General features: G+C 62.4%; 29 protein-coding genes. 10 read left to right on the top strand and 19 right to left on the bottom strand.

Going from position 1 to position 25,979, the window contains the following annotated elements; all coding sequences use genetic code 11:
* Positions 1-16 precede the first annotated feature (16 nt).
* Both E2F43_RS15520 and E2F43_RS15515 read right to left on the bottom strand, forming a co-directional pair.
* Positions 17-655 (bottom strand): NuoB/complex I 20 kDa subunit family protein, encoded by a 639-nt coding sequence (locus E2F43_RS15520; RefSeq protein WP_133214243.1) that lies wholly within the window; start codon positions 653-655, stop codon positions 17-19.
* A complete protein-coding gene (locus E2F43_RS15515) occupies positions 655-1,059 on the bottom strand; it encodes an NADH-quinone oxidoreductase subunit A (protein ID WP_238946949.1) in 405 nt (134 codons plus the stop codon). The genes E2F43_RS15520 and E2F43_RS15515 overlap by 1 nt, the downstream gene beginning before the upstream one ends.
* A 396-nt stretch (positions 1,060-1,455) precedes the next feature.
* On the opposite strand from E2F43_RS15515, the gene E2F43_RS15510 reads away from it, so the two are divergent.
* The 4 genes from E2F43_RS15510 to E2F43_RS15490 all read left to right on the top strand — a co-directional run bounded on the left by E2F43_RS15510 (position 1,456) and on the right by E2F43_RS15490 (position 4,616).
* Positions 1,456-1,956: a SixA phosphatase family protein gene (locus tag E2F43_RS15510; protein WP_133214241.1), complete on the top strand. Its 501-nt coding sequence runs from the start codon at positions 1,456-1,458 to the stop codon at positions 1,954-1,956.
* 327 nt (positions 1,957-2,283) lie between these two features.
* On the top strand, positions 2,284-3,594 hold the full coding sequence (locus E2F43_RS15500; RefSeq protein ID WP_133214237.1) for a dicarboxylate/amino acid:cation symporter: 1,311 nt from the start codon (positions 2,284-2,286) through the stop codon (positions 3,592-3,594).
* A 67-nt stretch (positions 3,595-3,661) separates the two neighbouring features.
* On the top strand, positions 3,662-4,312 hold the full coding sequence (locus tag E2F43_RS15495) for an MBL fold metallo-hydrolase (protein WP_133214235.1): 651 nt from the start codon (positions 3,662-3,664) through the stop codon (positions 4,310-4,312).
* Positions 4,305-4,616, top strand: coding sequence for a DUF2288 domain-containing protein (locus E2F43_RS15490; RefSeq protein ID WP_133214233.1), 312 nt, complete (start codon positions 4,305-4,307; stop codon positions 4,614-4,616). Before E2F43_RS15495 ends, E2F43_RS15490 begins: the two co-directional genes overlap by 8 nt.
* Here E2F43_RS15490 and E2F43_RS15485 read toward each other — a convergent pair.
* From E2F43_RS15485 to E2F43_RS15425, 13 genes are read right to left on the bottom strand one after another with little or no spacing between them, the layout of a single operon-like run.
* Positions 4,613-5,983, bottom strand: coding sequence for a M48 family metalloprotease (locus E2F43_RS15485; RefSeq protein ID WP_133214231.1), 1,371 nt, complete (start codon positions 5,981-5,983; stop codon positions 4,613-4,615). The genes E2F43_RS15490 and E2F43_RS15485 overlap by 4 nt on opposite strands.
* A gap of 2 nt (positions 5,984-5,985) precedes the next feature.
* Complete coding sequence (locus tag E2F43_RS15480; RefSeq protein ID WP_133214229.1) at positions 5,986-6,648, bottom strand: hypothetical protein; 663 nt, start codon at positions 6,646-6,648, stop codon at positions 5,986-5,988.
* Positions 6,648-7,406 carry a hypothetical protein gene (locus tag E2F43_RS15475; protein WP_238946948.1) on the bottom strand — a complete coding sequence of 253 codons (759 nt, stop codon included), beginning with the start codon at positions 7,404-7,406 and terminating at the stop codon, positions 6,648-6,650. Before E2F43_RS15475 ends, E2F43_RS15480 begins: the two co-directional genes overlap by 1 nt.
* Positions 7,390-8,388 (bottom strand): VWA domain-containing protein, encoded by a 999-nt coding sequence (locus E2F43_RS15470; RefSeq protein ID WP_133214227.1) that lies wholly within the window; start codon positions 8,386-8,388, stop codon positions 7,390-7,392. Before E2F43_RS15470 ends, E2F43_RS15475 begins: the two co-directional genes overlap by 17 nt.
* Entirely contained in the window at positions 8,388-9,479 is a 1,092-nt protein-coding gene (locus E2F43_RS15465) for a vWA domain-containing protein (protein WP_133214225.1), read from the bottom strand. Before E2F43_RS15465 ends, E2F43_RS15470 begins: the two co-directional genes overlap by 1 nt.
* On the bottom strand, positions 9,472-10,731 hold the full coding sequence (locus E2F43_RS15460) for a hypothetical protein (RefSeq protein WP_133214223.1): 1,260 nt from the start codon (positions 10,729-10,731) through the stop codon (positions 9,472-9,474). Before E2F43_RS15460 ends, E2F43_RS15465 begins: the two co-directional genes overlap by 8 nt.
* Positions 10,728-11,525, bottom strand: coding sequence for a MotA/TolQ/ExbB proton channel family protein (locus E2F43_RS15455; RefSeq protein ID WP_133214221.1), 798 nt, complete (start codon positions 11,523-11,525; stop codon positions 10,728-10,730). The genes E2F43_RS15460 and E2F43_RS15455 overlap by 4 nt, the downstream gene beginning before the upstream one ends.
* A 9-nt stretch (positions 11,526-11,534) precedes the next feature.
* Entirely contained in the window at positions 11,535-11,738 is a 204-nt protein-coding gene (locus tag E2F43_RS15450; protein WP_133214219.1) for a hypothetical protein, read from the bottom strand.
* Between the two features lie 4 nt (positions 11,739-11,742).
* A complete protein-coding gene (locus tag E2F43_RS15445; RefSeq protein ID WP_133214217.1) occupies positions 11,743-13,815 on the bottom strand; it encodes a PEGA domain-containing protein in 2,073 nt (690 codons plus the stop codon).
* Positions 13,812-15,341, bottom strand: a complete 1,530-nt coding sequence (locus E2F43_RS15440; RefSeq protein WP_133214215.1) for a tetratricopeptide repeat protein — start codon at positions 15,339-15,341, stop codon at positions 13,812-13,814. The genes E2F43_RS15445 and E2F43_RS15440 overlap by 4 nt, the downstream gene beginning before the upstream one ends.
* A gap of 31 nt (positions 15,342-15,372) precedes the next feature.
* The gene (locus E2F43_RS15435; RefSeq protein ID WP_238946947.1) at positions 15,373-16,617 is read right to left on the bottom strand and encodes a hypothetical protein; all 1,245 of its coding nucleotides are present in this window, start codon (positions 16,615-16,617) and stop codon (positions 15,373-15,375) included.
* A complete protein-coding gene (locus tag E2F43_RS15430; RefSeq protein WP_133214213.1) occupies positions 16,617-17,753 on the bottom strand; it encodes a hypothetical protein in 1,137 nt (378 codons plus the stop codon). Before E2F43_RS15430 ends, E2F43_RS15435 begins: the two co-directional genes overlap by 1 nt.
* Positions 17,754-17,769: 16 nt before the next feature.
* Positions 17,770-19,023: an energy transducer TonB gene (locus E2F43_RS15425; RefSeq protein WP_133214211.1), complete on the bottom strand. Its 1,254-nt coding sequence runs from the start codon at positions 19,021-19,023 to the stop codon at positions 17,770-17,772.
* Between the two features lie 170 nt (positions 19,024-19,193).
* Between E2F43_RS15425 and E2F43_RS15420 the strand changes: the two genes are divergently transcribed.
* Together E2F43_RS15420 and E2F43_RS15415 are read left to right on the top strand one after the other, a co-directional pair.
* The gene (locus E2F43_RS15420) at positions 19,194-19,493 is read left to right on the top strand and encodes a hypothetical protein (RefSeq protein WP_133214209.1); all 300 of its coding nucleotides are present in this window, start codon (positions 19,194-19,196) and stop codon (positions 19,491-19,493) included.
* 52 nt (positions 19,494-19,545) lie between these two features.
* Positions 19,546-20,100, top strand: a complete 555-nt coding sequence (locus tag E2F43_RS15415) for a DUF4136 domain-containing protein (protein ID WP_133214207.1) — start codon at positions 19,546-19,548, stop codon at positions 20,098-20,100.
* Here the strand turns inward: E2F43_RS15415 and E2F43_RS15410 are convergent.
* A complete protein-coding gene (locus E2F43_RS15410; protein ID WP_133214205.1) occupies positions 20,097-20,693 on the bottom strand; it encodes a GNAT family N-acetyltransferase in 597 nt (198 codons plus the stop codon). The genes E2F43_RS15415 and E2F43_RS15410 overlap by 4 nt on opposite strands.
* A 254-nt stretch (positions 20,694-20,947) precedes the next feature.
* On the opposite strand from E2F43_RS15410, the gene pdxH reads away from it, so the two are divergent.
* Together pdxH and E2F43_RS15400 are read left to right on the top strand one after the other, a co-directional pair.
* Entirely contained in the window at positions 20,948-21,586 is a 639-nt protein-coding gene (gene pdxH, locus E2F43_RS15405; protein ID WP_133214203.1) for a pyridoxamine 5'-phosphate oxidase, read from the top strand.
* A 14-nt stretch (positions 21,587-21,600) separates the two neighbouring features.
* Positions 21,601-22,065, top strand: a complete 465-nt coding sequence (locus E2F43_RS15400; protein WP_133214201.1) for a lipocalin-like domain-containing protein — start codon at positions 21,601-21,603, stop codon at positions 22,063-22,065.
* Here E2F43_RS15400 and E2F43_RS15395 read toward each other — a convergent pair.
* Entirely contained in the window at positions 22,044-23,369 is a 1,326-nt protein-coding gene (locus E2F43_RS15395) for a CinA family nicotinamide mononucleotide deamidase-related protein (RefSeq protein WP_133214199.1), read from the bottom strand. The genes E2F43_RS15400 and E2F43_RS15395 overlap by 22 nt on opposite strands.
* A gap of 101 nt (positions 23,370-23,470) precedes the next feature.
* Here E2F43_RS15395 and E2F43_RS15390 point away from each other — a divergent pair, with 101 nt between their 5' ends.
* Positions 23,471-24,055, top strand: coding sequence for an NUDIX hydrolase (locus tag E2F43_RS15390; protein WP_165954344.1), 585 nt, complete (start codon positions 23,471-23,473; stop codon positions 24,053-24,055).
* 1 nt (position 24,056) lies between these two features.
* Here the strand turns inward: E2F43_RS15390 and E2F43_RS15385 are convergent, their stop codons facing one another.
* Both E2F43_RS15385 and E2F43_RS15380 read right to left on the bottom strand, forming a co-directional pair.
* Positions 24,057-24,566 (bottom strand): hypothetical protein, encoded by a 510-nt coding sequence (locus E2F43_RS15385; protein ID WP_133214195.1) that lies wholly within the window; start codon positions 24,564-24,566, stop codon positions 24,057-24,059.
* Positions 24,566-25,156 (bottom strand): DUF924 family protein, encoded by a 591-nt coding sequence (locus tag E2F43_RS15380; protein ID WP_133214193.1) that lies wholly within the window; start codon positions 25,154-25,156, stop codon positions 24,566-24,568. The genes E2F43_RS15385 and E2F43_RS15380 overlap by 1 nt, the downstream gene beginning before the upstream one ends.
* 73 nt (positions 25,157-25,229) lie before the next feature.
* On the opposite strand from E2F43_RS15380, the gene E2F43_RS15375 reads away from it, so the two are divergent.
* Positions 25,230-25,862 (top strand): BamJ family beta-barrel-assembly machinery protein, encoded by a 633-nt coding sequence (locus E2F43_RS15375; protein WP_133214191.1) that lies wholly within the window; start codon positions 25,230-25,232, stop codon positions 25,860-25,862.
* Positions 25,863-25,979: the final 117 nt, after the last annotated feature.

The following is a 25,979-nucleotide window of genomic DNA, read 5'->3' as shown; positions in this document are numbered from 1 at the left end:
TGACCCGTGGCCAGTGCTATACACCACCCGGGTCTTTCAATTCGGTCGCCCGATTCCTCTCCTCCTGCAGCATGTCCCGGCGAGAGGGCATGTCTGGTTTGATCACCTGTTGGTCACCCACCGCCCAGCTCAGGGGCCTGCGCTCCTGCTCTATCGCATCCTGCAGCATCATCAGCCCCTGCATCAGGGCCTCGGGCCGGGGTGGGCAGCCGGGCACGTAGACGTCTACCGGGATAAATTTGTCCACGCCCTGGACCACGCTGTAGATGTCGTACATTCCCCCTGAGTTGGCGCAGGAGCCCATGGAGATAATCCAGCGCGGCTCAAGCAGCTGGTCATAGAGGTGTTGCACCACCGGCGCCATTTTGCGAAATACGGTACCGGAAATGACCATCAGGTCTGCCTGGCGCGGGGTGGCGCGAATCACTTCGGAGCCGAAACGGGCAATGTCGTGGCGACTGGTAAAGGAGGTGGCCATTTCCACATAACAGCAGGAGAGCCCGAAGTTGAACGGCCACAGGGAATGGGCGCGCCCCCAGGCAATCAGGTCTTCCAGTTTGGCGAAGAACACGTTGCGCTTGATCTGCTCCTCGACACTGACGCTGCCGGGGGAGGATGTGATGATGTCTTCTGGTCGGCTCAGGTTCCACTCCATCAGTGCAGCTCCTCCGGGTGGCGACCGCTGCCACGCTTGATTCCCCAGTCAAGGGCGCCGGTACTGAGCTCATAGACCAGCGCAACACCGAGAATAAAGATGAAGGCGGCAATCGCCAGGAAACCCTCCCAGCCCAGCTCAAAGAATGCCACCGCCCAGGCGAAAATAAATACGGTTTCCAGATCGAAGATGACGAAGAAAATGGCCACCAGGTAAAACTCTACCGACATCTGGATCTGCGGGGAGCCTACTGACAGCACGCCCGATTCAAAGGGCATGTTGGTGGCCTTGTTGGCGCGGCGCTGACCCAGCAGGAACGACAGCCCGAGCATGGTGGCCACCAGCAGCAGCACCGCGACGAAATAAACCACAAAGGGCAGCAGGCTGGTGTCGGCTGAACTCAAACGCTGTGCCTCCCGGAGGCGACGATATTCCCCCGGTTGAGGGGAGGAAAAGCGGGGCAGCGGGGGCTAGGGGGGTAGAAACGGGGCACAAAGAAAGCCCCTGGCAGGTCGCGGGGGGCGAGCTGTCGGCAAGATGGTGCTACTGTTTGGTGTCTTAGCACAGCTACTCCACAGGTGGCCTTACGGCGTTCATGGAGGTCACTCGCCCATACTACCAACAACCTGGGTAAGTAAATCGACCTGGTACAGTTACCACTTACAACGCTATTGACTCTAGCTAGGTTGTTGCGCAAACGCAAGATTGGCAGGGGAAAACCGTTTCCCCGCATTCACCGGCGCTTGTGTTCCAGTCCGTCACAGCGTACAAACTGCCGTTTACTGCTGAGGTGGTGAGATATGAAGACACTGCATCTGCTGCGTCATGCCAAATCCGCCTGGGATGATCCGGGTCTTCCAGATCGCCAGCGGCCTCTGAACAAACGCGGGCGCCGTGACGCCCCGCGCATGGGAGCCGCACTTGCCGCGGAGATGGCGCCCGTGGATAGTTTTGTCAGCCCGGCACGGCGCGCCTGCCTGACCCTGGCGGGCCTGTGTGAGGGCTGGCCGGCATTGGCAGACTGTGACCACACGGTTGATGAGGCCCTGTATACCTTTTCTGCCGCAGCGCTATGGCGGTGGCTCGCCGCCACGGATAGCGACAGGTCGAGCCTGTTTATCATCGGTCACAACCCGGCTCTCACTGAACTGATCAACGAACTGCTGGGGCAATGGCAGCTGGATAACCTGCCCACTGCCGGATACGCCCGGTTGAGTTTGTCGATCGAGTGCTGGAGTCAGTTGCAAGCGGGTTGCGGCCAACTACAGCGTTTATTGATTCCGCGCGAACTGCCGGGCTGAACCGCTCGCAGGGCGAGCTGGCGATTAGCGGATGCTGCGCTTGACTGCCACAAATGGTAGGCTTTGCCGTATTTCATAACATCTGGAGTTTTTCCCCATGCGTATTGCCCTGGGCGCGCTATTATTGATATTGACGGCCGGTTGCCAGACTTATCCCGCACCGACGCTCGTGACCCAATGTACAGATCCCAGGCCCCAGGTCTGCACCATGGAGTATGCGCCCGTGTGCGCTGACCTCGTCGCCGGGGGCCGGCAACAGTATTCCTCGGCCTGCAATGCCTGCGCGGACGATGCCGTCAGCGGCTACCTGAACGGGGAGTGTCCCGAGTGAGCCTCACCAATCGTATCCTGATCGCCATGGTGGCAGGTATTGCCACCGGCTCCATCATCAATATGCTGATGCACGCCACGGGTGTCTCTGCCGAGCTCAAGTCGCTGGTTGATGTTTACCTGGTAAACGGCCTGTTTGACGTGATCGGGCGTATCTTCATTGCCTCGCTCAAATTGCTGGTAGTGCCGCTGGTGCTGGTGTCACTGATCTGCGGTTCATCGTCACTGGGCGACAGCGCCCGCATGGGGCCCATCGCCGTCAAGACCCTGTCCTTTTACCTGGCGACCACGGCTATTGCGATCAGCCTGGCGCTGCTTTTTGCCGTTCTTCTGAGTCCCGGTGCCGGTGTGGTGCTGGAGGGGGCGGCCGACTTCCAGGCCGGGCCGGCACCGCCCATCACCGATGTCCTGGTGGATATTTTCCCTTCCAACCCGGTGCGCGCGATGGCCGACGGCAAGATGCTGCAGATCATCGTCTTCGCCCTGCTGTTCGGCTATGCCATCTCCCACGCCGGTGAGCCGGGAAGACGACTGGCGAGTTTCTTCCGCGACGTTGATGCGGTGATTATGAAAATGGTGGAAGTGCTGATGGCGCTGGCCCCCTATGGCGTGTTCGCGCTGCTCTCCCGACTGTTTTCCAGTATGGGTATCGGCGCCATCATGGATCTGGCGGCCTACTTCTTCACCGTGCTGGGCGTGTTGTTGTTACATGCCCTGGGTGTTTACAGTATTTTACTGCGCAGCCTGGCGGGACTGTCTCCGGCGATGTTGATACGTAAAATGCGCCCGGTCTGGGCCTTCGCTTTCAGTACCGCCTCATCGGGGGCGACCCTGCCCATCACCTTGCGTACGGTTGAAAAACGCCTGGGCGTGCACAATTCCGTGGCCGGATTTACCGTGCCGCTGGGCGCGACGATCAACATGGATGGCACTGCCATCATGCAGGGTGTGGCGACCGTGTTTATCGCCCAGGTCTACGGCGTAGACCTGTCGATGGGTGACTTCATCACAGTGGTCCTTACCGCCACCCTGGCCTCGATCGGCACTGCGGCTGTTCCCGGTGTTGGCCTGGTGACCCTGGCCCTGGTGCTGGAGCAGGCGGGACTGCCGGTGGAAGGCATAGCACTCATCATTGGTGTGGACAGGTTGCTGGATATGGTACGGACCGCGGTTAATGTCACTGGCGATGCCACCGTCTCGGTCATAGTCGGTAAAAGCGAAGATCAGTTCGACCAGCATGTTTTCGATGACCCGATGGCCGATCAACTGGACAGTGACGGTGGACGCAGTTCGCCTGCGGTAGGCTGATATAGCTCGCCACAGCCCGTTCGGGGCTGTGGTAAAATTTGCCACCCATAGTGAATCGAGCCCAGTCATGTCTATTCAGTGCACCATCGTGCCGGTGACTCCGTACCAGCAAAACTGTTCCGTCATCAAGTGTCAGGCCAGCGGCCGGGCGGCCATTGTCGACCCCGGCGGTGACGTCGATCGCATCCTGGAAGCCGTGGAGAAAATGGACGCCACGGTGGAAAAGATTATCCTCACTCACGCCCACATGGACCATTGCGCCGCCGCCGACGTGTTGCGCCAGCAACTGGGAGTGCCCATAGAAGGTCCGGAGAAAGCCGATAGTTTCTGGCTGGAAAAGCTCCCGGAGTGGTGCAGGATGGCGGGCTTCCCCCACGCCGATGCCTTCGAGCCGGACCGCTGGCTTGAAGAGGGTGACACGGTGACCGTAGGGGAGCAGACCCTCAAGGTCATCCATTGTCCCGGTCACACGCCGGGCCATGTGGTGTTCCTGTACGAACCTCAAAAAGTCGCCTGGGTTGGCGATGTGTTGTTCCAGGGCTCGATAGGCCGCACTGATTTTCCCATGGGCAATCACGACGAGTTGGTCGCCAGTATTCGCGAAAAACTGTTCCCACTGGGCGATGAAATCACTTTTATCCCGGGCCACGGTCCCACCTCGACCTTTGGCCAGGAGCGGCGCAGCAACCCCTTTGTCGCAGATCCCCGCTATGGCTGATTTACCAGAAGATCGTGAAACCCTGCTGCGCAAGGAGTACCTCAGCCAGACCGCGCGTATCAACTGGCACGACCTGCAGACCTACTATGCCCATGGCAATGTGATTTCCGTGGCCGCCGAACTGGATCTGGTGGAAGTCGCCGTGCAGCTGGGCCTGGATAATACCCGGCAATTCCAGCAGTGGATTGCCGACCACCGGATCGCACCGGTTCAGGACGAACAGGCTCTGGCCTGGTACGAGATCAACCAGGAACTGTGGGCAGTAGTGGCACCGCCCTGGGTACTGGTGCAGCAGAAGTCCTAGCGGATAACCTTGATCCAGTCGCCAGTGCGCGGTTCTCCCCGCGGATACATGCCGTTCAGCAGGCGTAGCTGCTCTTCCGCATAGGGAATGCGAATACTGGCGGCGATGCTGGCGAAGGTGGCGCCTCTCGGCACCTGGATGTACTGGATGTAGCGCGGCGTTCCCGCCTGCTTCTCCTTGGGGTGGGTGGGTCTGAAGCTCTCTATCATCTGCAGCAGGGTCGCGTCGTCCGCAGCGAAATCGCTCGACTCGCCCTGAAACAGGTAGGTGTAATTGTAGTCGATGACCGCCAGCCTTTTTGACACACCGCCACTGCTGGCGATGGCCGAATAGCCTTTCAAACCGGCCTGCTCGAGGTCGGTGCCTGCGCTCAGGTCACCCCTGGCGCTGCCCTTGAGCACGGATTCCGGTGAGCTGCCGTCCTTGCGACGCAGGGTGATAGTCAGTGAAGCGCTCCCGTCCGGCGCCCTGGCGACTACCGCTTGACTGCCGGACTGCACGGTCCATCCTTCGGGGTGTTGGAAAGTAAACGAGAGCTTGTTGTGGTAGTAGCGGTTCTCGTCCCGCTCGCTCTGGATGCTGGGTCCCCAGACCAGGCCCTGGATATGGCTGCGGAACTCCCCCGGTTTCTCCGGGCTTTCCACGTATTCATCGAGGTCCAGTTCGCCGGCCTTGCGGATCACCGTCTGCAGCCGCTTGTCATTGCGAGGATGAGTGGCGTAGAGGCCGTGATAGGTGCCGGCGGGTTTGCCGGTGGCTCTGGCCTTGACCCGCTGGAACTGTTCCTGGTCCTTCAGCACACTGATGACTTCCAGCAGCGCCTGGGGGTCGTAGCCGGTTTTGTACATATACTCGGCACCCAGTCCGTCCGCCTCCAGTTCCATGTCCCGGCCGAAGCCACTGATCAGTTCGGCGCCGTACATGGTCGAGGCGTCGGCGACATCGCCGCTGCCGGTAAGAATGTAGGCGGTGGTCGCGACAATCTTGTTGGTCAGGTCCTGGCGACTGCGGCGTCCGTGGTGGTTGGCCGTGACGTGGGCGATCTCATGGCCGATTACCCCGGCCAGTTCTTCTTCGGAATCGAGAAAGGGCAACAGGCCCCGACTGATGTAAATATAGCCGCCGGGTGCGGCAAAGGCATTGATCATTTCCGTGTCCAGCACGGTAAAGGTGAACTCCTGGTTCGGCTTGTCGGAATTCGCCACCAGGCTCTGGCCGATTCGATTGACATAGGCCTGCAGTTCCGGGTCATCATAGACCTGTCCGGACTCGACGATTTTCTGGTGTTCTTCCTCCCCCCTGGCCACTGCGGCGCCACTGACCGGTAGCAGCAAAGTGAGGGTGGTAATGATCGCTACCAGTCGCATTCTCAGTACTCGCTGGAAAGGAATTCCAGTAGCTGGTCGCCGATTCCATCGCAGGCGGTGCCCTGCACCGGGGCGATAATGGGTATGGGTATGACCACGGCGGGCATGTAGGACTGGCCGCTGGCGGAGGTGTTGACCCGGCCCACTTCCGCGCGGTCGGTGAAGTCCCAGATCACGGCCTCGTAATTGGAGTCGTTGTTCCAGGTGCCGAAACCGAAGCAGCCGGCGCCACCGGGGCCGATGCCGCAGGTCATGGAACCGGCGGAGTCCGAGCGCACCGTGACGCCATCGATCCAGATCATGTATTCGGTTTTCAGTTCACGCAGGCGCTGCGCCACGGGCTCCTGCGCCAGCAGGCGGTCGATGTCCCCCGGGTGCAGGGGAGCGGTGCGCGGTTCGAACCAGGGATAAAGTGCATTTACAAAGTCGATTTCGTCGATAATCGAGATGCTCTTGTCCCGCGAGGAGATATGATCCCCCACGCATTCGATAAAGTCCGGTTCGGTTTCATAGTCGCTGGCATGGCGCCGACCGAGAATCACCACCGAGGCATCACCGATGCCGGCGGTGGGCTCGTTGAAGACCATCTCATCGACCGTGGAGGTCACGCAGCCAGTTGTTAGCAGGGTGATGAGGAGTAGAGGCCCGAAGAGGGTGGTTTTCATTACTCAACCTCCTTGATTTCCTCGACTGCCTGCCCGGCACTCGGGTCACCGTTTACAATAACCGGCACGGCCACCGTATCGCTGTCGGCGCCGACCTCGGCAGGCATATCCCGAGCCACGGCCGGAACCTTGCCGACCTGTCTACCATCCAGCCACTCGGCCACGGCGGGCACCCGGGTAAAGCTGGTGGCGAAATTGGCGCCGGCGTCACGCAGTGCCATGACCGCCGCCAGGTTGACCGCCGCCTCGTCGCTGCGCAGGAAGGCGGTGGGGGTCTTGCCGTAGGCGGGCATGGTCCACTCGGCAATCGGTTTGCCGGCATTGGTCACCAGCTCGAAGCGATAGCGCATCCAGATTTCGTAGACCTTGACGTTGGTGTGTTGGGGAATGGCGTATTGCAGTTCATCCACGTGGGGGATGAGCACTGCGTTGACCACCTGGTTCATTTGCCCGGGAGCGGGCTTGCCCTTCATATGCACCAGACGGGAGAACATGCCCGCCAGCAGCGTGTCCCACATGGCCACCTGGGCTTCGCCGGTATTGACCACCCAGCCCGATTCCGAGCGGGACTTGGCTTCGTCGAAAAATTCGTGATTGGCAAAGTCTTTCGTGTACCAGACGCCCAGGGTCAGGGGCACCGGTTCCATCAGCGGTTCGGGGAAGCTGCCCTGTACCTTGACTGTGGTGGGCCCGCAGCCGGCCAGCAGTGCCAGCAGCACAGTCATGCCCAGCAGGCGCCATTCAGGGGCGGAAGTCATTGAGCGCGACAAATGTCCCTCCATTGCGATAAGCCAGCTCTCGCATAAGTGTAGCGAAGCGAATGCCCGTCGTCTGCAGATGTGGTGCGCGGATAAATTGCACCGGGAAGCCGACCCCGTGGATGCGCACCAGGCGATTGCCGCTGGCATCCTCGCGATTGATGCGGTCGACCGTTTCCACCACCTGGGAAATAGACTCTCCGGTGAATTCATCCCCGAAAACATAGAGGCTAATTTTCTTGCCGGGATCGTAAAATGTGCGGATGGCCGCGGTAATGCCCTCAACCGGACTGGAATTACTGAACACGTTCCAGTTGCGCAGGTTCTGCATGATCACCTTGCGCCGGCCCGGAGTGTCCGGGATCCACTGGCCCTGGTAGCGGCTGAACATGTACTGGCCCATGTCGTTCATGACCTGTATGCCTTTAACCTCGGGGTAAATGGCCAGGGTTGATTCAACCTCCTGGATCATGCGGTCCCAGGCGTAGGAAAACATCGACCCCGAGGTGTCGATGATGAAAATAATATATTCACTGTCCACCGGAATACCGCCGATCAGGTTGTTTTTCGACTGGTATTCTTTGCCCAGCAGGCGTTCCATTTCCTCGGAAAGCTGCTGGCGGGCGATGGCCAATTGCTCGGTGATCACGTCATTACTGTTGCTTTCTACCTGGATGCTGTCGTAGCTGGAGCGAGTACTTGCCAGCTGAGCCTGCAGGATGGCAATGCGCTCCCTGTATTGAGACAACTGTTCCTGCCTGGCGTTCAGGTCCCGGTTGAGGATGACAGTCTCGCCGCGGATCTCGTAAATCTGTTCCTGCAGGTCGGCGAGTTTGCCTTCCAGGTTGACGGTGGAGGCCTCGATGATCTGTGGCTGCACTGTCTTGGTGATCATCAGCAGCAGGATCACCGCGCCGAAGCCGCAGCAGATCACGTCCAGGAAGGACAGGGAGAATTCTTCGGTGGTGCGCCGGCGAGCCATCAGGGCCAGTCCTTCGACGGGCTGAGGAAGGCCCCCTGGCTGACCTGCGCCAGCTGCCAGAACTCGGAGGCGGCCATGGGGTCGCCCTCCATCGGCGCCAGGATCACATTGACCGGTACACCGTCCGGCAGCTGGCGAATGGCCTGGCGATACAGTCGCTGGCGGTCCCGGCCGCTGATCTTGGTGCCCCGGGGCGGGCTGGTGCCCTGGGTGGGCAGGCCGTCGGTAATCAGGAATATGTTGTCCGGTGAAGGTGACAGGCGCTGCAGCGCAATAAACGCATTCTCCAGGCTGGTGCCACCTGCCGGTACGATTTTGCGCAGTTCGGTGGATACCTGTTCCAGCTGGGCCTGGTCCGCGACCTCCAGCCATTTGCCCTCGGTGCCGCCGAGCAAGGTGGTGGCGTCGGTATTGAAGGTGATCACCTGGTACTCGGCGTTCACCGGCAGCTGGGCGGTGAGCCAGTCCACGGTGTCGACAGCCCGGGTCCACTTGTCGGCTTTGCGTTGCACATCCTCACCCATGTTACGCAGCCGGATGATATTGACCAGCCGGTCCGCCAGCATACTGGAGGACACATCCAGCAGGATGGCAATGTTGCGTCCCCCCAGATTGAGGCCGGTGAGGTACTGGCGGTTGCCCTCGCCGATATAGGTGCGGGCGCTACTGCCGCCGTCCTCGGGGGCTGCCTCGCGCAGTTTGCTGACTTCTTCTTCCAGCGAGCGGACCTCCGCCTTCAACTGCTCGATGGCTTCATCCTCGGTGTAGCCATCGGCCCGCAGGGCGGCAATAAGCGCCTCATACTCATCCATTTCCTCGGTGATCCGGGTTGCCCGACCCTGGGCTTCCACGGTTTGGCGGTCGATGTCTGACAGCGTGTTGCGCAGCCGCACCAGCCCCTCCCTGCCCTCCAGTACCTCCTCTTCCAGCAGGTTGACCTCGGACAGTAACTCCTGGTTGAGGTCTTCTGAATAAACCGCCATGGAGTGATCGATGATCAGGAATACCAGCACCACCGCCCCGAAACCGCAGGACATGATGTCGAGGAAGCTCAGGTTAAACGTGGTGAAACTGCGCTTGCGCCTAGCCATGGCCTGGCACGACGTCTATCAGCTGGAATTCGCTGCCATCGGCGGCGACCACCCGGTCGCCCGCAGCCAGGGGCTTGCTGCCCTGTAACTCGTGGTCGTTGAGGCGGCCTTTCCCCCGCAGCAGCCAGGTTTCACCTGCCCGGCTGATTTCCAGTCCCGGTGCCGGTTTCATGCCCGCAACCAGGGGCCTGGCGGTGGCACCCGCGAGCAGGTGGGTGGGCTCGCTCACTGTTGCGGGCGCCGGCTCCAGCGCCTGTGGCTCAATGGGGCCGTTATTATCCGCCGCCAGGCAGGGCAGGGCGTTGACGAAACTCAGCGGGCCGCCGCGATTGAGCAGGCTTTCACCGTGCTGCGTTGCCGCCTGCCACAGCGCATCGGCGGCAGCGACTCGGGCCTCCGGGAGTTTGTGCGCCAGATCAGGAAGCAGCGCCACCAGGGGGTCGACCACCAGCCGATCCGCGGGCGACAGGCTGCCCATGGTTTCCGCCGCAGCATTGAACAGGCGCTGGCCGGCGCTGGCCATATCGGCGGCCAGTACCCTGGCGCGATAGCCGTTGACTTCAATATTACACTCGCCGCTGTCGGCCAGGGTTTGCAGCGCCCGTGGCAGGGCGTCGTACAGCTGCTGTTCGGTGTCAGCCTTACGCCGCGGGTCGAATCGCGTCTGGCGGATAAACGTACCGGCAATGATTTCCACCAACCGCTCCTGCAGTTGCAGCAGTCCGCAGCCCGGCAGCGGCACGCTGCGCTGTACCACGATGTCGTCGCCATTCTGGGCAAGCTCGGTGATCAGGGCCTGGTGTAGCTGTATTTCCAGGTGGAACAGGCGCCCGGGGCCGCCGTGCAGGCTGCCCAGCAGGGCGCTGCGGTTGACCAGCCCCACCACGTCGAAGGGGCACTGCTGAACGATCCCCAGCAGCAGGCTCAATTGCTCTCGCTGCATGCTGCCTGAGCAGGCCAGCAGCAGTTCCGCCGGTTCGCCGGCATCACCGTGGATCTGTTTGAGGTGGGCGTGGACCAGGTCTGCCGTATGGCGGGCCGGCCCGAGGGCCGGCTGCAGCGGCTCCACACTGAGCTGCCACCAGAAGCGATTATTGATGTCCCTGGGCCGGAGCCGGGCGCTACCCCTGGCGCTGTTGCCAAAGCGGTAGTCGCTGCCTTCCAGCAAGGCGTAGCCGGGGCTCTGCTGTACCGGGCCGCTGCCCCACAGCTGCAGGAGGCAGTCGTTGATGTCCAGCAGCGGTACAGTCATGGGGACACCAGGTGGCGCATCAGGCGCTTGTCGGCGTAGCGCTGGCAGTCGAGTACCAGTCGCTCCTGTGACAGTTGCAGCTGGTGCAGGCAGAACATGATGACAATGGACAGAACCAGGGCGACGAAGGTGCTGTTGAAGGCCACGCCCAGGCTCACGGTCACCCCGGAGATGTCACCTTCCACTGCCTTGTAGGCCTGTCCCAGGGCTTCGCCGATACCGCGCACTGTGCCGATAAATCCGATAGAGGGAATCGCCCAGGCGATGTAACGCACCATGGACAGTTCCGAGTCCAGCCGGTCCGCCTCGATTTCGCAGTTCTCCTTGATGGTATCGGACACCGCCTGGATGCTGCCGGTAGTGGCAAATCGTTGCAGGGCGCCCAGCAGGGTTCTGGGCAGCAGGTAGTCCTGTTCCTTCTCTGGCAGGGCTTCCAGCGAGCGGCTGTATTCGCGGGCATCTTCCGGCAGTACGCTGGTGCCTTCGGGAATATCCAGCAGGCGCCGGTCCAGCAGTTCCTGCTCGTCAAGGGTGCGCTTGCCCTTGTAGCCCATGATCGCCAGCGCCCAGATCAGCAGGATAAAGCAGGCCTCCTGCTCGAAGTCGCGGATGACCACCACAAAGCTTCTTTCCGGTACAAAGTCCTCGCCCGCGGCCTGCTGCTCCATCTCCTGGCGAATCTGGGCATCGGCAGCGGGGCGTATGGCGCCCACATAAACCGCATGAACAACGATCACCGCAATCAGCAGGGCGAATAACTGGTAAATAAATTCGGATGACATCCGCTGCTTCATGGGCTGGTCCTATATGTCCACCGGAAAGGAGACCGAGAGGTCTTCTGAGATCTGCTCGGAAGATTCGTAATCGAAGGGATCGGTTGCCGGTTGTGGCTCCTCGGCCACCTGCTCATCCTGGCTCTCGTTCTCGGCGGGGGCTTGCTCTGTGTCTGTCTGGGCCCACAGCGCGGTTGCCCACAGTGCCAGTAATAGTATCAGCAGCCTGTTCATGAGTTCACTCCGCGTACCGCGCTATCCTGAATCCTACGTCATCGCGTCCCGCTTGCCCATAATCCCGGTAGGACAGGCGCAGCTCTGAAATGCGGCTGTGGGACCAGCTCGCCCCGCGAATGACATAGTTGTCCCCTGACTGGCTGCCCAGCGGGTCTGTTTGCACGGTGCCGTTGGCGGAAGGAATGGTGTAAACATCGTGGACCCACTCGGCGACGTTGCCGCCGAGGTCGTACAAGCCCTTGTCGGTGGCGGGGAACGAGGCGACCGGGGCGCTCACCACGTGGCCGTCCTTGTAGCTGGTGAGGACCCGCCCGGTCACGAACGCAGAGCTGCTGTCCGCGTAGTTTTCTACCGGGTTAGCGGGTGGGAAATCGTCACCCCAGGGGAACTTCAGCAGCTGTTCACCGCTGGAGCGAGCCGCCCAGGCCCACTCCGCTTCGGTGGGTAATCGATAGCCCGTCGCCGAAGGGTTGTAGCCGGTAATGATACCGTTGGTCTCGCGGTAGAAGGGTGGCAGCCCCTCTTTCCTGCTCAGCCAGTTGCAGAAAGAGGCTGCCTGTTGCCAACTCACCTGCACGGCAGGCTGGTGGTCTCGATTGAGGCTCTTGCCCTCGATCTGGCCGGAATCATGGGAGGCCTCGAACAGGCGGAACTGGGCGTTGGTAACCTCGGTGGTCTGCAGGTAGAAGCTTCGTCGCAGGGAAACCGGGTGCAGCACCTCATTGGCGCGGCGTCCGGGTTCGCGGCGGGAGGCCCCCATGGTGAAGTCGGCAGTGGCCGAATCCGCGGGGTTGAACAGCAGCAGGGTCTGCCCCAGCGCGGTAGTGACTTCCGGCTTGATCCGGGCGGCGCGCGCCTCCGCTTCGGTCTGCAGTGATACCTCCACCAGTTGTTCCAGTCCCGGCCGGGGGGTGATGCTGCGCTTGACGGTGGCATAACCGGGCAGTGAAATTTCGACCCGGTGGGCGACCGCGGGCAGCGCCAGTACCTGGCTGCCCTTGCCGCGGGGCCGGCCGTTGACCCGGATCTCCGCCTCAGCGGGCGAAACCCTGAAGCGAACCTCGCCCAGCTGCGCCTGCAGGGTCACGGTGCGGCTGTCCTGGGTAGCCGCTTCCAGTTGCACGGTTTCGCTGTGCCGCCGATAGCCCGGCTTGAACACCGCCAGGCGATGGCTGCGCCCCGGGGCGATTTCCAGCTCCAGCGGCGTCTGGCCCTGGAATTCCCCGTTGAGGGTGACATTGGCGCCGTTGGGGCGGCTGGTGAGCTGCAACAACCCGGCAGCGGGTTGTAGTTTGACGGTCCCCAGGTCCCTGGGCTGGCCGGCGACAATGTCCAGGTCCTGCTGCCAGTTGGCAAAGGTGGTTTGCCGCAGCATCAGCTGGTGTTCGCCCTGCAGTACCTCCAGTACCGCTGGCGTGGTGCCGACGGTTTCGCCGTCAATCAGGATCTCTGCCCCCACCGGTTCGCTGCTGATGGACACCTCAGCCCAGGCCGGTTCCAGGGCTACGCTCAGCTGCTGGGGCAGTTGTCGACCCGTGACCTCAACGTTCTGCTGCAGGGGCAGGTAACGCTCTGCCTCGATGACGATTTTGCGTTCGCCTGCCTCCAGCGCCAGGTCGCTCAGCGGAGTGTCTCCCAGATGCTGGTCGTCCACCGTCACGCGGGCACCGGCTGGTTGCGACTCGATACTGACCAGCCCGGGGAGCGGCTGCAAAACCACTTCCACGCTCTGGCTGTCGCTGTCGGTGACTGTCACCTCGGTGGTAAAGGGATGGTAGCCTTCGGCCCTGACCTCGATGGTGTAATTCCCGGGGCGCAGCAGGTAGCGCTCGCCAAAGGGCAGGGCGAGCCCGCTGATATCGATGTTCGCCGCTGACTGGGCCACCACGATGACCTGCAGGGAACGCGAGGTCAGCAGAAAGCCCATGATTAACAGGAACAGCAGCCCGAGACCGGCGACGGTCCACCGCAGGGGTTGAAACTGGCGGGAGGGTGCGTCAGTGGCCGCTTCCAGCGGCTGGAATGCGCTGGGTTCAATCGGGCTGGCGTGGTCCGGCGGGTTTTGCTGGCTCAAAGAATCTGCTCCGTGCAGCGAACCTCAATGGGGGGCAGGTTGCCACTGTGACTGACGGTGAATTCGTGCAACACATCACGATAGCCCACCCGGCTGCCACGTACCCGGTAGGTCCCGGGGCGCAAGGTCAGTTGCTCTTGCTGGAACTTGCCCAGCCTGGCGACCTTGTAGACGATGACCTCGGTTTCGCCATCCGAGTGCAGCGTCACCGGCACCAGGGTATTGGCCTGTTGCAGCAGGACTTCCAGGCTGTTTATCTGTTCATCGAGGACCGGTCCCCGGGGCGTGATGGCTTTTGCCTGCTGCAGCAGTTTAGCGGTCGCTTCCGCCACCGCCACGTCAGAGAGCCGCTCCGGCTGCAGCATGGCGGCACGGAATTGCTTGTCAAGCCGTGCCCTGAACTGGCTGCGCTTGAGGCCTTCCACCGCGAACAGCAGGCTGCTGTCCATCTCCAGGGCGCTCCGGTAAGCCTCCACGGCCTGTTGCCACTGTTCCGATTTTTCCAGGCTGGCTCCCTCGCGCTTCAGCGCGCTAAGGCGACTGGCCTGTTGTGCCACCGCAACTTCCTGCAGCGCGCTACTGGCCTCGGTTGACCCCGGTCGCAATTTTTCCGCCTTCCCGAAGGCGTCGCGGGCCTGGCTGTACCGGCCCTCGTCCAATGCGCTGTAGCCGTCACTCATGGCATCGTTGAACCGCAGCTCCAGGTAGGCCGCGTTGACCCGGGCCAGCTCGGCCGCGGCCCGCTGGTGCTCCCCGTCCAGGGCAACTGCCTGTTCAAGCTGCTCCACCGCCGAGGACAGATCTCCTGCCGCTTCGCTTTCGCTGGCCTGGTTCAGCTGTTCCAGTAACGGCTGCATGACTGCAGCGCGCTGCTGCAGCCCTGCAAGCGCAGCATTTTCCGGCTCGATCATTGCTGCCAGCTCCAGCGCCCGCTGCACCTGTTCCACGGCGCTTTCCTGAAGGCCGTTGCGGGCCAACTCCAACTGGGCATCTACCACTGCCGGGATGCTGTCGTTGATGGCCTGTAATTGGGCCAGGGCCTCTTCATAGCGTGCTTTGGCCTCCACATACTGGCGCTGTCGATACAGCTCATCCCCGTTCTGGGCAACGGCGATGGCTGCCGGGTAGGCATCGTCGGCCCACACCGGGGCACCGCGCTCCTCCAGCTCGAACTGCAGGTCCAGCAGCTCCTGCAGTACCCCCTGGGCTTCCTTGCGAAGTTTCGTCGCCTGGGCATCGGACCAGGGTGATACCTCCGGTCCGGCCGATTTACCGGCGGTACTGGTGGAAGCCGGGTTGCGGGTCCCGCTGGTTGCGGGAGTCGCGGCGGTCCCGGGTCCGGCGATGGCGTCGGTTTCCGCGACCTGCTCCGGCAGCCAGAACACCACCAGCAGGGCGAGCACTGCCAGCAAAGCCAGCGCCGGCAGCACCCAGTCAGGTGACGACTTTACCGCGACCGGATCCGGTTCCGCCGGGGTGGCGGGCTCAAACGGTGTGGGCTCCAGTTGCTGATTGGGGGAAGACATCTACTGCGCGGACCTTATCTGACAGGGTACGTTACTGTTGGTCCCGCAGTGTATCAGGGGTGGCGGCAGAATCCCCGGCGCGGTTTGCCCCCGGATCCTCCAGGGCGCCGATTTCGGTCGCGTAGATGTCGGCCAGCAACTCGCGCCATTGCGCATACTGCTCCTCAACATTGCCGCTCAGGGTGATTGAACGGTCCTCCAGGTCGATGACCTGGGGGGTGATCTCCGCTTCCAGCGACATCCCCAGCTCTTCCAGGGCCTGCACGTGTATTTGCGCCTCGTTGCGCTTTTCCAGGCCGCTTTTCAGCAGGTAGCCACCGCCAATCACCGCCACATTGCCCGCCGAGCGGCTGTAGCTGTCGTTGCTGGACATGCCGGCGATACCGGCGGCGACAGCCACCGCGCCAGCGATGAGGCGCCGCCTGGCATCGGCCTGCAGTTCCTGCAGGGCGATGGCTTCCTCGTAGCTGAGCTTGCGCCACTCCTGGTAGGGACCGATCATCTCCACACCAAAGGCGTTGTAATACTCCTGCATGGTGTCGACGTACATGTTATCCCTCTCGCGAATAGTGCCAATGCGCTCCAGCATCGGGTCGTTGTCTGCCGGCAGGCGCATCACCAGGTAGACGCCGTTACGATTTTTCGCCAGGTAGCCGGCAAAGGCGTCAGGGGAGAAACTCTGGGCGAACAACAGATCTGTCGTCAGCCTGACGTTCTCACGATCTTTCGGTCGCAGTGCACCCATGGCCTTGAACAGGTCGTTGGCGATGTTGTTGTAAACCGCCTGGAAGGGATCGTAGCTAGTGCGGGTCGTGGTCTGGTAGGCATAGGCGCTGGCCTGGCCCTGGTACGTTTTGTCCAGCCACTGGTAACCCCGTGAATCCTCGGCCTGTATATCGAGCTCCAGGGTTTCGCCATCGGAGTGCACGATCCTGCCGGTGACGATCAGGTCAGAGATCCGCTGCGGGTCGGGTACCACCCTGACCGCACCCCAGGCACCGCTCTCCTGCATGGCCTGGGACAGCAGGTTGGGCATATAGCGGGATTCGGCTTTGCGAACCTCGGGGTAGATCTGCTCATCGCCGTCGTAGTCATCCAGGCCGGGATCGAAAATAACAATGGCCACGTCCAGCAGCTGGCTTTCCGGTATCACCGACGATGCCCTGTCGATCGTGGGCACGGAGGTGCTCTTGACGGTCTGGTTGACACAGCCGCCCAACAGGGCCGCCAGGGTGACAACACCCAGTACCTTGGCCAGGCATGCACGCACCATCATTACTTCTCTATACCCTTGTATTTGCGGTATTCATCCCAGAGTTTCTCCCGCACCGCCGGGTCGGGCTCGCGCATGGCCGCTTCCCGCAGCTGGCGGGCGACCACGTCATCGTCATCGCCGGAGGGAATATCGCCCGGGGGAGGGTATTTGGCCGTATTTTGCGGCAGGTCACCGCCGCCGGCGCTCGCCCCCCCGATGCCGCCGCCGTAGCCGCCGCTGTTGCTGGCGACACCGCCGCCGTACTCGCCGGAATCGCTGCTGCCGCCGGAACCGCTGGCCTCACTCACCGGCGATTGCTGGGCTGTGCTGTTGCGGGCAGCCTGCCGTTGCACCGCCTGTTCCTCAAGGATCATGGCGTCGAATTCACCGGTACCCTGCTCCAGCCGGGCATCGAGGATGGCGACCTGCTCGGCAGGGGTCAGCGGGCCACCACCAGCGTTGCTACTGGCACCCCCGCCGGATCCCTGGCCTGGGAAGTTCCCCTCCGCGCCCCGCTCAGCGGCAGTGCCGTCCTGGCCGGCGCCTTGTGCCCCGCCGGGTGCATCACCGCCGGAGTTGCTGCCGGCGGGCGGGTCGCCCATGGCGTCTTCCATGCCGGCGAGAATGTCTTCAAAGCTGGGCTCGTCGCTCATGTTCGGCAGCCCGCCTGCGCCGCCGGCCTCGAAACCGGGCTCGGCACCATCGCCGCCACCCTCCTCAAAGCTGGGCTCGGCGTTGCTCCCGTCCTGGCCCGCAACCTGCTCTCCCTGGCCTTCACTGCCACCCGTATCGGCGGGAAATTCCCCCGGCGTGGATTCGCCCGGCGTGGAGTCGCCCGGCGTGGACTCGCCCGGCGTGGATTCGCCCGGCGTGGACTCGCCCGCTGACGAAGACCCGGTCGTGCCGGTCTCGCCCTGCCGGGAGGCCGAACTGCTGGCCGAAGGACTGCTGGCGGAAGCACTGCTTGAGGACGGACGACTGGCGGAGCTGCTGGAGGAAGCGCTGCTCGAGGAAGCGCTGCTCGAGGAAGAACTGCTCGAGGAAGAACTGCTGGGTGTGGCCGGCGGCTGCGGTGTGGTCGGGTTACTGGCGCTCGGGCAGCCTGCCAGTAACAGGCATAGGCCCGCCGCTGCGGTTGGCAGGGCCAGTCGCGTCATTGCCCGTGTCAACGCCTTATTCCGGCTGCTCGATTTCATACGCTCTGGTTACCCCCTCTGTGTCCTGCGGTTCCCCCATGACCAGCTGTGGCCGGAAGCGGGTTTTACGCAGGGTCCGCAGAACCCGGTTTGCGCGTCCGCTGGACAGGTCGCTGCTGTCCACCCGTTCAATGTTGAGCGCTTTGCCATGTTTGTTGACGTCAAACTCTACCTGCAGGTTAGCCTGCTCCGGCGGGACTGTCGCGGGCAGGTGGCGGGCGCCGTCGAAATTGGGCAGTGCCACCGGTTCGGCAAAGATGGCCTCTACATCCTCTTGGGCATCGCCGAGCGCCACAAGTTCCGCGGTAGCCTCCTGATAGGCGTTCATCGCCGAATCCCATTGGCCGTGCCAGAGCAGCCAGTCTCCCAGCATCACCTTCGAGTTAGCGGTGTTCCGATTATCAGCGCCGCCGTTGGCAAGTTCGATGTCATAAATCGCCTGGATGACGGCGCGACCCTTCTGGTAGCTCTGGGCACGATAGGCGTGAAACCGGTTCAGTTGCTGTTGTACCGAAACGTTGTCGCCGCCCTGGTGGCTGTTGACGTCATCCACATCGTAGGCGGCGATCAGGTACTGGGCGAGCAACATGCCCTCCAGCGGCTCGACCAGCAGGTGTGAGGTTTCACCCTGGCGATCGATGATGTCGTTGAGCGCCAGGCGATACAAATCCCACATGCTCATCAAGCGGGCGAAGCCCTGGCCATCCAGATCAAGCCGGTAGGCGTTGTATTGCCAACGGGCCTGCTGCATGAAAGCCTGGGCCCGATTCATGCCCCCCTCCATATTGCGCATCTGTACCCGGTACAGGTAAAACTGACGCTCGTCTGCCTTGGCGTACTGTCCCAGCGCAATGTGACTGGAAATTTCCCGCTGCAGCATGGGAATCTGCTGTGCGCTGTACAGCCCGTCATTGATTCTCGCCAGGTGTATGCCGCGCTTGAAAGCATCGATGGCGGCCTCGTGCTGGCCGCTCTGCTGCAGGTTGAGACCCAGGCTGAGGAGGTATTCCGGTAACTGGTCAGCGTAGGCTCCCATGGCGGACTCCAGCCGGGCGATCTCCCGGCGGTAGGCGTCGCTGTCGTCCTTGTGCAGCAGCGCTTTCTCCGCTGAAGGTGAATCCTGTCCCTGGGCCCCTGTCTCTCCGGTAGGGGCGGCCCCGGCCGGGTTGTTGGCCGCCGAGCCAAACAGCAGGGCGCAGCCGAGGTAGAGAATGAGAGACGCTCTGCTCATTGGAAAGCTCGTCCCGGTGGCGCTGTCGCCACCTGTCAGTTATTAATAAGGGTTCAGGCCGACTAGAAAGTATATACACTCTCACGCCGGTTGGTAAAAGCGCGCATCCCGCTGGCGATTGGCTACTCGCCCGGGGTTTCGCCCAGTGGCCGGATCAGGGAGGCAGTGACATGGAACCACTACAGGAAGAGTTACAGCAGCGATGGCAGCGTATGTTTGCCGCGCTGGCCCGGGGTGAGGACTTGCCACCGGGGCGCCGGCTGCGCGCCGAGGGCATGGCCGAAGCGGCGGTTTTGCTGGGCCTGGCCACCGCCGAAGAGCTCGATGAAATCATGGACAAATGTTATTACGCCGCCTTTGGCCGCCCTCTGGCGGACGATTTCGGGGAAGACTGGCGCGGCTTTACCCCGTTCCCGGAAATACCTGCCATGGCCCGTCGGGCGCCGGTGTATCCCAGCACCGCCGATTGAATGTGTCGGCGATCAATTTCATAATGAGGTCAAACCCGAGGAGCCCCGCCCCATGCTGTCACGTGCCTTGCAGATCCTAATTGCCGCCACCCTGGTGGCGTTCACAACCGCCTGTACCACGCCGCTGGAGGCGACCACGGATTACGATTCCAGCTTCGATTTCAGCAAGGTCCGCACAATCGCCATTCAACCGCTGGAGCGCGAGGCCCTGTCGGCGATCAGCATCAGCGACATGCAGGAGGCACGCATCGACGCGGCACTGGCGGAGCAACTCCGGCTCCAGGGCTTTGACATAGTGAAAGACAACACCGACGCCGACATGTACCTGGTCTGGCACCTGGTGACCGAGGAACGCACCGACGTGCGCACTTACAACAGCATGAGTTACTACAATTGCTGGGGCTGTGGCCCGTCGGTGTCAGATGTCAGCATACGCCAGTACACCCAGGGAACCTTCATTGTCGACATGATAGACCCACTGCGAAACCGCTCCGTCTGGCGTTCGATTATTGAATCGCGGCTCAGCTCCAAGCCTGCTGAGCAAGGCGGCGAGGAACTTCGCAGGCAAGCTGCAGCCGCGGCGCTGGCGGAGTTTCCTCCCCGCTAGCGGGCCTCCCGCCACATAAACCAGACCCTGGGGCCGCCGCCGGGTAGCGATTCTTCGGCGATGACCTCGAACCCGTGGCGTTGATACAGGGGCACGTTGAGTTCGTTGGAGCTCTCGAGATAGGCGGGCATTTGCTGTTGGTCGCAGATGCGGGTGCCCTGCTTGAGCATGGCTGAACCCAGCCCCTGGCCCTGGGCCGACTTGCGACAGCCGATGAACACCAGGTGGTAGTGGGGATCGACCGGAATATGGCGCCCGAACAGTCGCTCCTGCTGGGGGATACGCAGCAGCGGGCGCGGTCCCTTGCGCAGCAGCAGCCTCAACACCAGGCCCAGCAGCGAGAAGCTGGGCGCGATGTCGAACTTGATTCCCGGGGGCAGCCACAGTGCCGCCGCCTGCCTGCCACTGTCAAGATGCGCGATTCCCCTGGGCAGGAACAGGTCGCGAACCAGCAGGGTAAAAAAATCAGCGTACAGCGCGGGTTCCGGGATCACCCAGTTCATCACCGGGTCTTCGCTGAACGCCTCGGCGAGCACGTCTACCAGGGTTTGTTCCTGCCGGTCTGTCGCTGCAATGATTTCGGGTGCCTGCATGTATCGCCTTCTTTGCCTGTGCCGGACGGGGCCGCTACTATTAGCAACCGGTCATCTGGCGGCAAAGAGTAGCAGGGTCAGGGGCCGGTTCACACTCTCCAGGTCGGCCCTGCTGAGACAGAAAAGCGCCAGTCGGGTGGTTCGGTGCAGCAACGCGAGGACAGAAGTTTGGTAATTGCAGATCAACGGGGCCTCAGCACAGGGCACGCAGCCGTTAGCGGCGGGCTTGACCCGGCCAGTGGGGGCGGGCGCTAGTGCAATACGAGGATTTCAGGCGCGAATATACCGCCGGCGGGCTGGATCGCGACATGCTCGACGCCGATCCACTGAAACAGTTCGAGCACTGGCTGGAGCAGGCGGTGCGGGCGGGCCTGGAGGATCCCACGGCCATGGTGCTGGCAACGGTCGATGAGGCGGGCCTTCCCTGGCAGCGCATCGTCCTGCTGAAGGGGCTGTCCAGGGGGGGCTTTGTGTTTTATACCAATTACGGCAGTAACAAGGCGCAGGCGATGGCCGGCAATCCCTCGGTATCGCTGCTGTTTCCCTGGAATGAGCTGGACCGGCAGGTCATTGCCGGTGGCCGGGTGGAAAAAATGAGCGTGGCGGAATCCGCCAGCTATTTTGTAACCCGGCCCCGGGAGAGCCAGATAGCCGCCTGGGCCTCGCGCCAGAGCAGGCCGGTATCCGCCAGGGCCATGCTGGAAAAGCAGGTCATGGTTCTCAAGGAAAAGTTCGGCAAGGGGGACATTCCCGTGCCCGATTTCTGGGGGGGGTATCGCGTGATCCCGGACAGAATCGAATTCTGGCAGGGAGGGGAGCACCGAATTCACGACCGCTTTCTCTACACCCGGACAGCGTCCGGGGACTGGCAAATCTCACAACTACAACCCTGAGCGAGAGGAAACCGATGATCACTAAAAACGACCTCGTGGGCACCTGGCAGCTGGAGTCCTGGACGATTGGTTACTCGGACCGGGATGATTTCAGCTACCCCTTTGGCGAAGAGCCCCAGGGCCTGTTGATGTATTCCGAGGATGGCTGGATGAGCGCCTGTATCGCCCGCCGTGAGCGCGCGCTGTTTCCCGAGGATGTGAATTATCGCAAGCTGCCGGACGACCGCAAGGCGGCAGCTTTCAGCTCCTACTTTCAATACGCAGGACGCTACCGCGTTGCCGATGGCGATGTAATCCATTATGTCACCCAGAGCCTCAATCCCAATTTCCCGGGCAGCGAGCAGCTGCGCCATGCCGAACTGGATGGACAGACCCTGGTGCTCAGCGGCAAGGACCGGGCGGGAGAGGTCACGCGTTTTCACTCCCTGGTATGGCACCGGACTGTGCCCACGGAGGATCAGCCCGCCCTGGAGGTCTGATTCGACTCATCCTGCGACTGGCGGACCCGGCGCTGCTGGAAGTAGCGTGGTTCCTGGTCGATCCCCAGCAGGCTGCGGCGGATCATGTCCAGCCCGGCGGCGGCGATCATGGTCTGGAACAAACCCCGCTCGACCGGCCAGTACAGGCAGCGGGTACGCAGGGTGTCCGGGCTGCCCCAGGCCAGCCAGACCGTGCCCACCGGTTTTTCCTCGCTGCCGCCCCCGGGGCCGGCAACACCGGACACGGCAATAGCGTGGTCCGCCCCGGATTTTTCCAGTGCCCCGAGGGCCATCGCCCGCACCACTGCTTCACTCACCGCACCGTGGGTCTCCAGGTCTGCCAGCGGAACACCCAGCACGGTGTGCTTGATATGATTGGCATAGGTGACAAAACCGGCGTGAAAACCTGCGGACGAACCCGCTATCCGGGTCAGCATTGAGGCGATCAGTCCGCCGGTGCAGGACTCGGCTGTGGTCAGGGTTTCGCCGCGCTCCCGCAGCAGTTCCAGTACCCGTTCGGCCAGCACAGTGTCGCCTTCACCGAGAATGTGGTCACCGAACAGCTGTTCCAGCTGTTGCCGGCAGCGGTTCCTTGCCGGCAGGGCGGCGGCGCTGTTCACACTCAGCTTGATCTCCATTTGGGGCGCCCCGGCGCGAAATCCCAGCTCCACCTCTGCGGGCCAGTCGGGAATATTGTCGGCAATGATCTGCTGGGCGGAGGACTCCCCCAGGCCAAAGGTTTGCAGGCGCAGGATGTCTCTCTCTACCGGACTGTCGCGCCCGGCGGCGAGACCGGCAAGAATAATATCCAGCATTTTCGCCAGTTCGGAGGGCACTCCGGGGGTGCAGATCACGCGGCAGCGGTTCACGGTCATCTCAAAACCCACCGCGCTGCCGATGGGGTTGTCGACGATAGTGCAGCCCGCGGGGAGCATGGCCTGCTTGAGGTTGGCGTCATTCAGCGCCAGGTTGCGTCCGGCACACCACTGCTCCAGGTGAGCCACCGCCTCCGGATGCTGCTCGAGGTCGACCCCGGCCACCGACGCCAGGATCTCGGCGGTGAGATCGTCCACGGTTGGTCCCAGGCCGCCGTTGACGATGACCAGGTCCGCCTCTGCTGTGATCGCCGCCAGTTCGCGCTTGAGCAGTGAGGGGTCGTCGCCCACGGTGATTTTTCGGTAAATGCCTATGCCCAGCTCATCCAGCCGCCTGGCGATCATTGCCGAGTTGGAGTCCACCGTGTCGCCGCTCATGATCTCATTGCCGGTCAGCAGGAGTTGCACCTGCGGGGTCTGGTTTGTCATTCTGGTGTCTCTGGCGCTGTTATCGAGGCGACAGCATAGCGCCAATGCTTTTGCCAGGGCAAAGTGCTATGGTTTTTTCAGCAAGGGGAGGAGCCCTGGTGTTGGAAAAACACAAATTTTGTCCGGAGTGTGGTGGCGCGCTGGAACGGCACGTGGTGGCCGGGGAGTCGCGCAATCACTGGCGCTGCACACGCTGCGGCCAGCTCGACTACGACTATCCCATGATCGTGGTGACAGCCTTCGTTGCCAACGACGACAGGCTGCTGTGGGTGCAGCGGGGCATCGAGCCCCGGCGCGGTGCCTGGGCAATTCCCGGAGGCTTTATGGAGCGCGGTGAAACCCTGGCCCAGGCCGCCGCCCGGGAACTGCACGAGGAATCCGGCATATTACTGCCCGACGAGCAATTGCAGTTGTATATGACCGGCACGATTACCTTCATCAACCAGGTCTACGTGGCGTTTCGCGCCCGGGTGGACACCGACTTCTGTATTCCCGGCCCGGAGTCTCTCGACTGCGGGTTCTTCTCCCGGGCCGACTGCCCCTGGGACCAGCTTGCCTACCCCCAGGTCAACGACTCCATCGAGCAGGCCTATGCCGACCTGGAGAGTGGCCGTTTCGATGTCTGGCAGGCAGAAATGACCGAGGGCCGTTACGACTTCTGGTCGGTTTCCCAGGGCAGCGACTGAGCTACTCCGGCTGTTCGACCCGGCGGTAGAAGCCTTCGAACCAGGTCTGCCAGTTGCCCTCGGCATCCTGCTCCTGGAAAAACTGCCGCACCCGGCCATCGGCCAGCAGGGTCCAGGTGCCGCGGAAGGGTTTTTCAGTCTTCGACGCCAGGTAATAGATACTGCCTTCCAGCACCATACTGCCATCCACCAGGCCGCCGCTGATATCGATAATGCTGGCCCCCGCGTCCAGCCATAGCTGGCGCCACTGGCCGCTGTCCGGATCGTAATAGTTGAGACTCTGGCCGGTGCCGCCCTGTACGCTGCGCCACTGCTCTTCCAGCACACAGCCCTGCTGCTCGGCGGTAATGAGGTTGTGGCCGCCGAGCTTGCCCTCGCCATCCCGTACCTCCCAATCCCCCAGCCAGAAATCGAACTGCCGGTGGGGGGGTGAACTATTGCAGTCAAAGGGTTTTTGCTGGCCGAAAGCGGCCAGCGGCAGCAGACACAGCAGCAACAGTAGTAAGCGCATTAAAAGCCTCCGTGTTGTTCCAGGTAATTCAGCTCCCCGGGGGTGGAATCCCGACCGAGGATGGCGTTGCGATGAGGGAAACGACCGAATTGTGCGATCACGTCGCGGTGGGCGATGGCGTAGCGACAGAAGCTGGCGACCTGTTCCAGGCCGGTAATGGCTTGTAACTGGGTGAACAGTTCCACGCACTCATCCTGTACCTCCAGGTTCTCACAGTGCTCCAGTGGCATGAACAGGAAAACCTGGTGAATGGCAGGCAAGCGCTGGTGATGGCCGTGGGCAATGCAGTGCTGGGCCAGCGCCAGGGCTCGCTCGTCGCCGGCAAATGCCTGCGGCGTGCCCCGGTAGATGTTGCGGGTGAACTGGTCCAGCAGCAGCACCAGGGCGATGAGCCCGGGGTCACTGTCGGGCCAGTCCGCGAGCTGGCCCTCCAGCGCCGAGGTCACCAGCAGGCCGAACCGATCCCGGCACAGCCTGTCGGTGCTGTCGCTGGCCCTGAACCACAGGTCGTGCCTGTCGGCGGCGCACATGCCTTCGTCGGTCAGAGGGCCGAACCAGAAGTCATGAATCTGCGCGATGTCGGGCTGCATGGCCGGTTCCTCCCGCTGGGGTTTAATGTGCTAAGGTTTGCGGCCTTTATCACCAGCATAGTGGAAATTTCTTATGTCACTACTCCCCGAGGTGGATTTGACCACCGACGAGCAGAGAGTCAGCTACGGGTTTGGCCTGCAATTTGGCGACCAGCTGCGCCGCAACACCTTTGACGGCCTGGACCTGGAGGCCGTGATTGCCGGTATGCGCCACTGGTACGAGCACCAGCAGGCCCAGCTCAGCGACGCTGAGCTCAATCCGAGTTACCAGGTGGTCCAGGACAGGCAGCAGGCCATCGCCGCGGAACTCGCCAGCAAGCGCCAGGCCCTTGCCGAACAGTTCATGAAGGCCAATGCAGAGCGGGACGAAGTCACCGTGACTGACAGCGGGCTGCAGTACGAGGTGCTGGAAAGCGGCAGCGGCGACACCCCGGGGCTGACCTCGACCGTGGTGACCCACTACCACGGCACCTTTGTCGATGGCCGGGTGTTTGACAGCTCGGTGGAGCGGGGCGAGCCCGCTGAATTCGGCGTCAACCAGGTGATACCCGGGTGGACCGAGGCCCTGCAGATGATGTCGGTGGGTGACAAATGGCGGATCGCCTGCCCGCCCCGGCTGGCCTATGGTGACCAGGGCGCCGGCGACGCCATACCGCCCAACACCGCCCTGGTGTTCGAGATTCACCTGATAGGGATCAAGGACTAGTTGTGGCCAAGGGCCAGGCCAGCAGCAATCTGCCGCAGGTTCCGGGCCCGCCCCACGCGGCGGCCGATAAAACCCTGCCACCTGGGCGATGCCCGGGGCACGCCAGGAACGGACTCG

The organism is Seongchinamella unica, from assembly GCF_004354085.1.
Classification (GTDB): domain Bacteria; phylum Pseudomonadota; class Gammaproteobacteria; order Pseudomonadales; family Halieaceae; genus Halioglobus; species Halioglobus unicus.
Note: the sequence above shows the minus strand (reverse complement) of the source record. Positions and strands in the feature narration are given on the sequence as shown.

Bases quoted from the DNA above. Each gene is read 5' to 3' on its own strand.
- E2F43_RS15520 (WP_133214243.1), bottom strand. From the start codon at position 655: ATGGAGTGGAACCTGAGCCGACCAGAAGACATCATCACATCCTCCCCC.
- E2F43_RS15510 (WP_133214241.1), top strand. From the start codon at position 1,456: ATGAAGACACTGCATCTGCTGCGTCATGCCAAATCCGCCTGGGATGAT.
- E2F43_RS15495 (WP_133214235.1), top strand. From the start codon at position 3,662: ATGTCTATTCAGTGCACCATCGTGCCGGTGACTCCGTACCAGCAAAAC.
- E2F43_RS15490 (WP_133214233.1), top strand. From the start codon at position 4,305: ATGGCTGATTTACCAGAAGATCGTGAAACCCTGCTGCGCAAGGAGTAC.
- E2F43_RS15485 (WP_133214231.1), bottom strand. From the start codon at position 5,983: ATGCGACTGGTAGCGATCATTACCACCCTCACTTTGCTGCTACCGGTC.
- E2F43_RS15480 (WP_133214229.1), bottom strand. From the start codon at position 6,648: ATGAAAACCACCCTCTTCGGGCCTCTACTCCTCATCACCCTGCTAACA.
- E2F43_RS15475 (WP_238946948.1), bottom strand. From the start codon at position 7,406: ATGACTTCCGCCCCTGAATGGCGCCTGCTGGGCATGACTGTGCTGCTG.
- E2F43_RS15470 (WP_133214227.1), bottom strand. From the start codon at position 8,388: ATGGCTCGCCGGCGCACCACCGAAGAATTCTCCCTGTCCTTCCTGGAC.
- E2F43_RS15465 (WP_133214225.1), bottom strand. From the start codon at position 9,479: ATGGCTAGGCGCAAGCGCAGTTTCACCACGTTTAACCTGAGCTTCCTC.
- E2F43_RS15460 (WP_133214223.1), bottom strand. From the start codon at position 10,731: ATGACTGTACCGCTGCTGGACATCAACGACTGCCTCCTGCAGCTGTGG.
- E2F43_RS15455 (WP_133214221.1), bottom strand. From the start codon at position 11,525: ATGAAGCAGCGGATGTCATCCGAATTTATTTACCAGTTATTCGCCCTG.
- E2F43_RS15450 (WP_133214219.1), bottom strand. From the start codon at position 11,738: ATGAACAGGCTGCTGATACTATTACTGGCACTGTGGGCAACCGCGCTG.
- E2F43_RS15440 (WP_133214215.1), bottom strand. From the start codon at position 15,341: ATGTCTTCCCCCAATCAGCAACTGGAGCCCACACCGTTTGAGCCCGCC.
- E2F43_RS15435 (WP_238946947.1), bottom strand. From the start codon at position 16,617: ATGATGGTGCGTGCATGCCTGGCCAAGGTACTGGGTGTTGTCACCCTG.
- E2F43_RS15430 (WP_133214213.1), bottom strand. From the start codon at position 17,753: ATGACGCGACTGGCCCTGCCAACCGCAGCGGCGGGCCTATGCCTGTTA.
- E2F43_RS15425 (WP_133214211.1), bottom strand. From the start codon at position 19,023: ATGAGCAGAGCGTCTCTCATTCTCTACCTCGGCTGCGCCCTGCTGTTT.
- E2F43_RS15420 (WP_133214209.1), top strand. From the start codon at position 19,194: ATGGAACCACTACAGGAAGAGTTACAGCAGCGATGGCAGCGTATGTTT.
- E2F43_RS15415 (WP_133214207.1), top strand. From the start codon at position 19,546: ATGCTGTCACGTGCCTTGCAGATCCTAATTGCCGCCACCCTGGTGGCG.
- E2F43_RS15410 (WP_133214205.1), bottom strand. From the start codon at position 20,693: ATGCAGGCACCCGAAATCATTGCAGCGACAGACCGGCAGGAACAAACC.
- E2F43_RS15400 (WP_133214201.1), top strand. From the start codon at position 21,601: ATGATCACTAAAAACGACCTCGTGGGCACCTGGCAGCTGGAGTCCTGG.
- E2F43_RS15395 (WP_133214199.1), bottom strand. From the start codon at position 23,369: ATGACAAACCAGACCCCGCAGGTGCAACTCCTGCTGACCGGCAATGAG.
- E2F43_RS15385 (WP_133214195.1), bottom strand. From the start codon at position 24,566: ATGCGCTTACTACTGTTGCTGCTGTGTCTGCTGCCGCTGGCCGCTTTC.
- E2F43_RS15380 (WP_133214193.1), bottom strand. From the start codon at position 25,156: ATGCAGCCCGACATCGCGCAGATTCATGACTTCTGGTTCGGCCCTCTG.
- E2F43_RS15375 (WP_133214191.1), top strand. From the start codon at position 25,230: ATGTCACTACTCCCCGAGGTGGATTTGACCACCGACGAGCAGAGAGTC.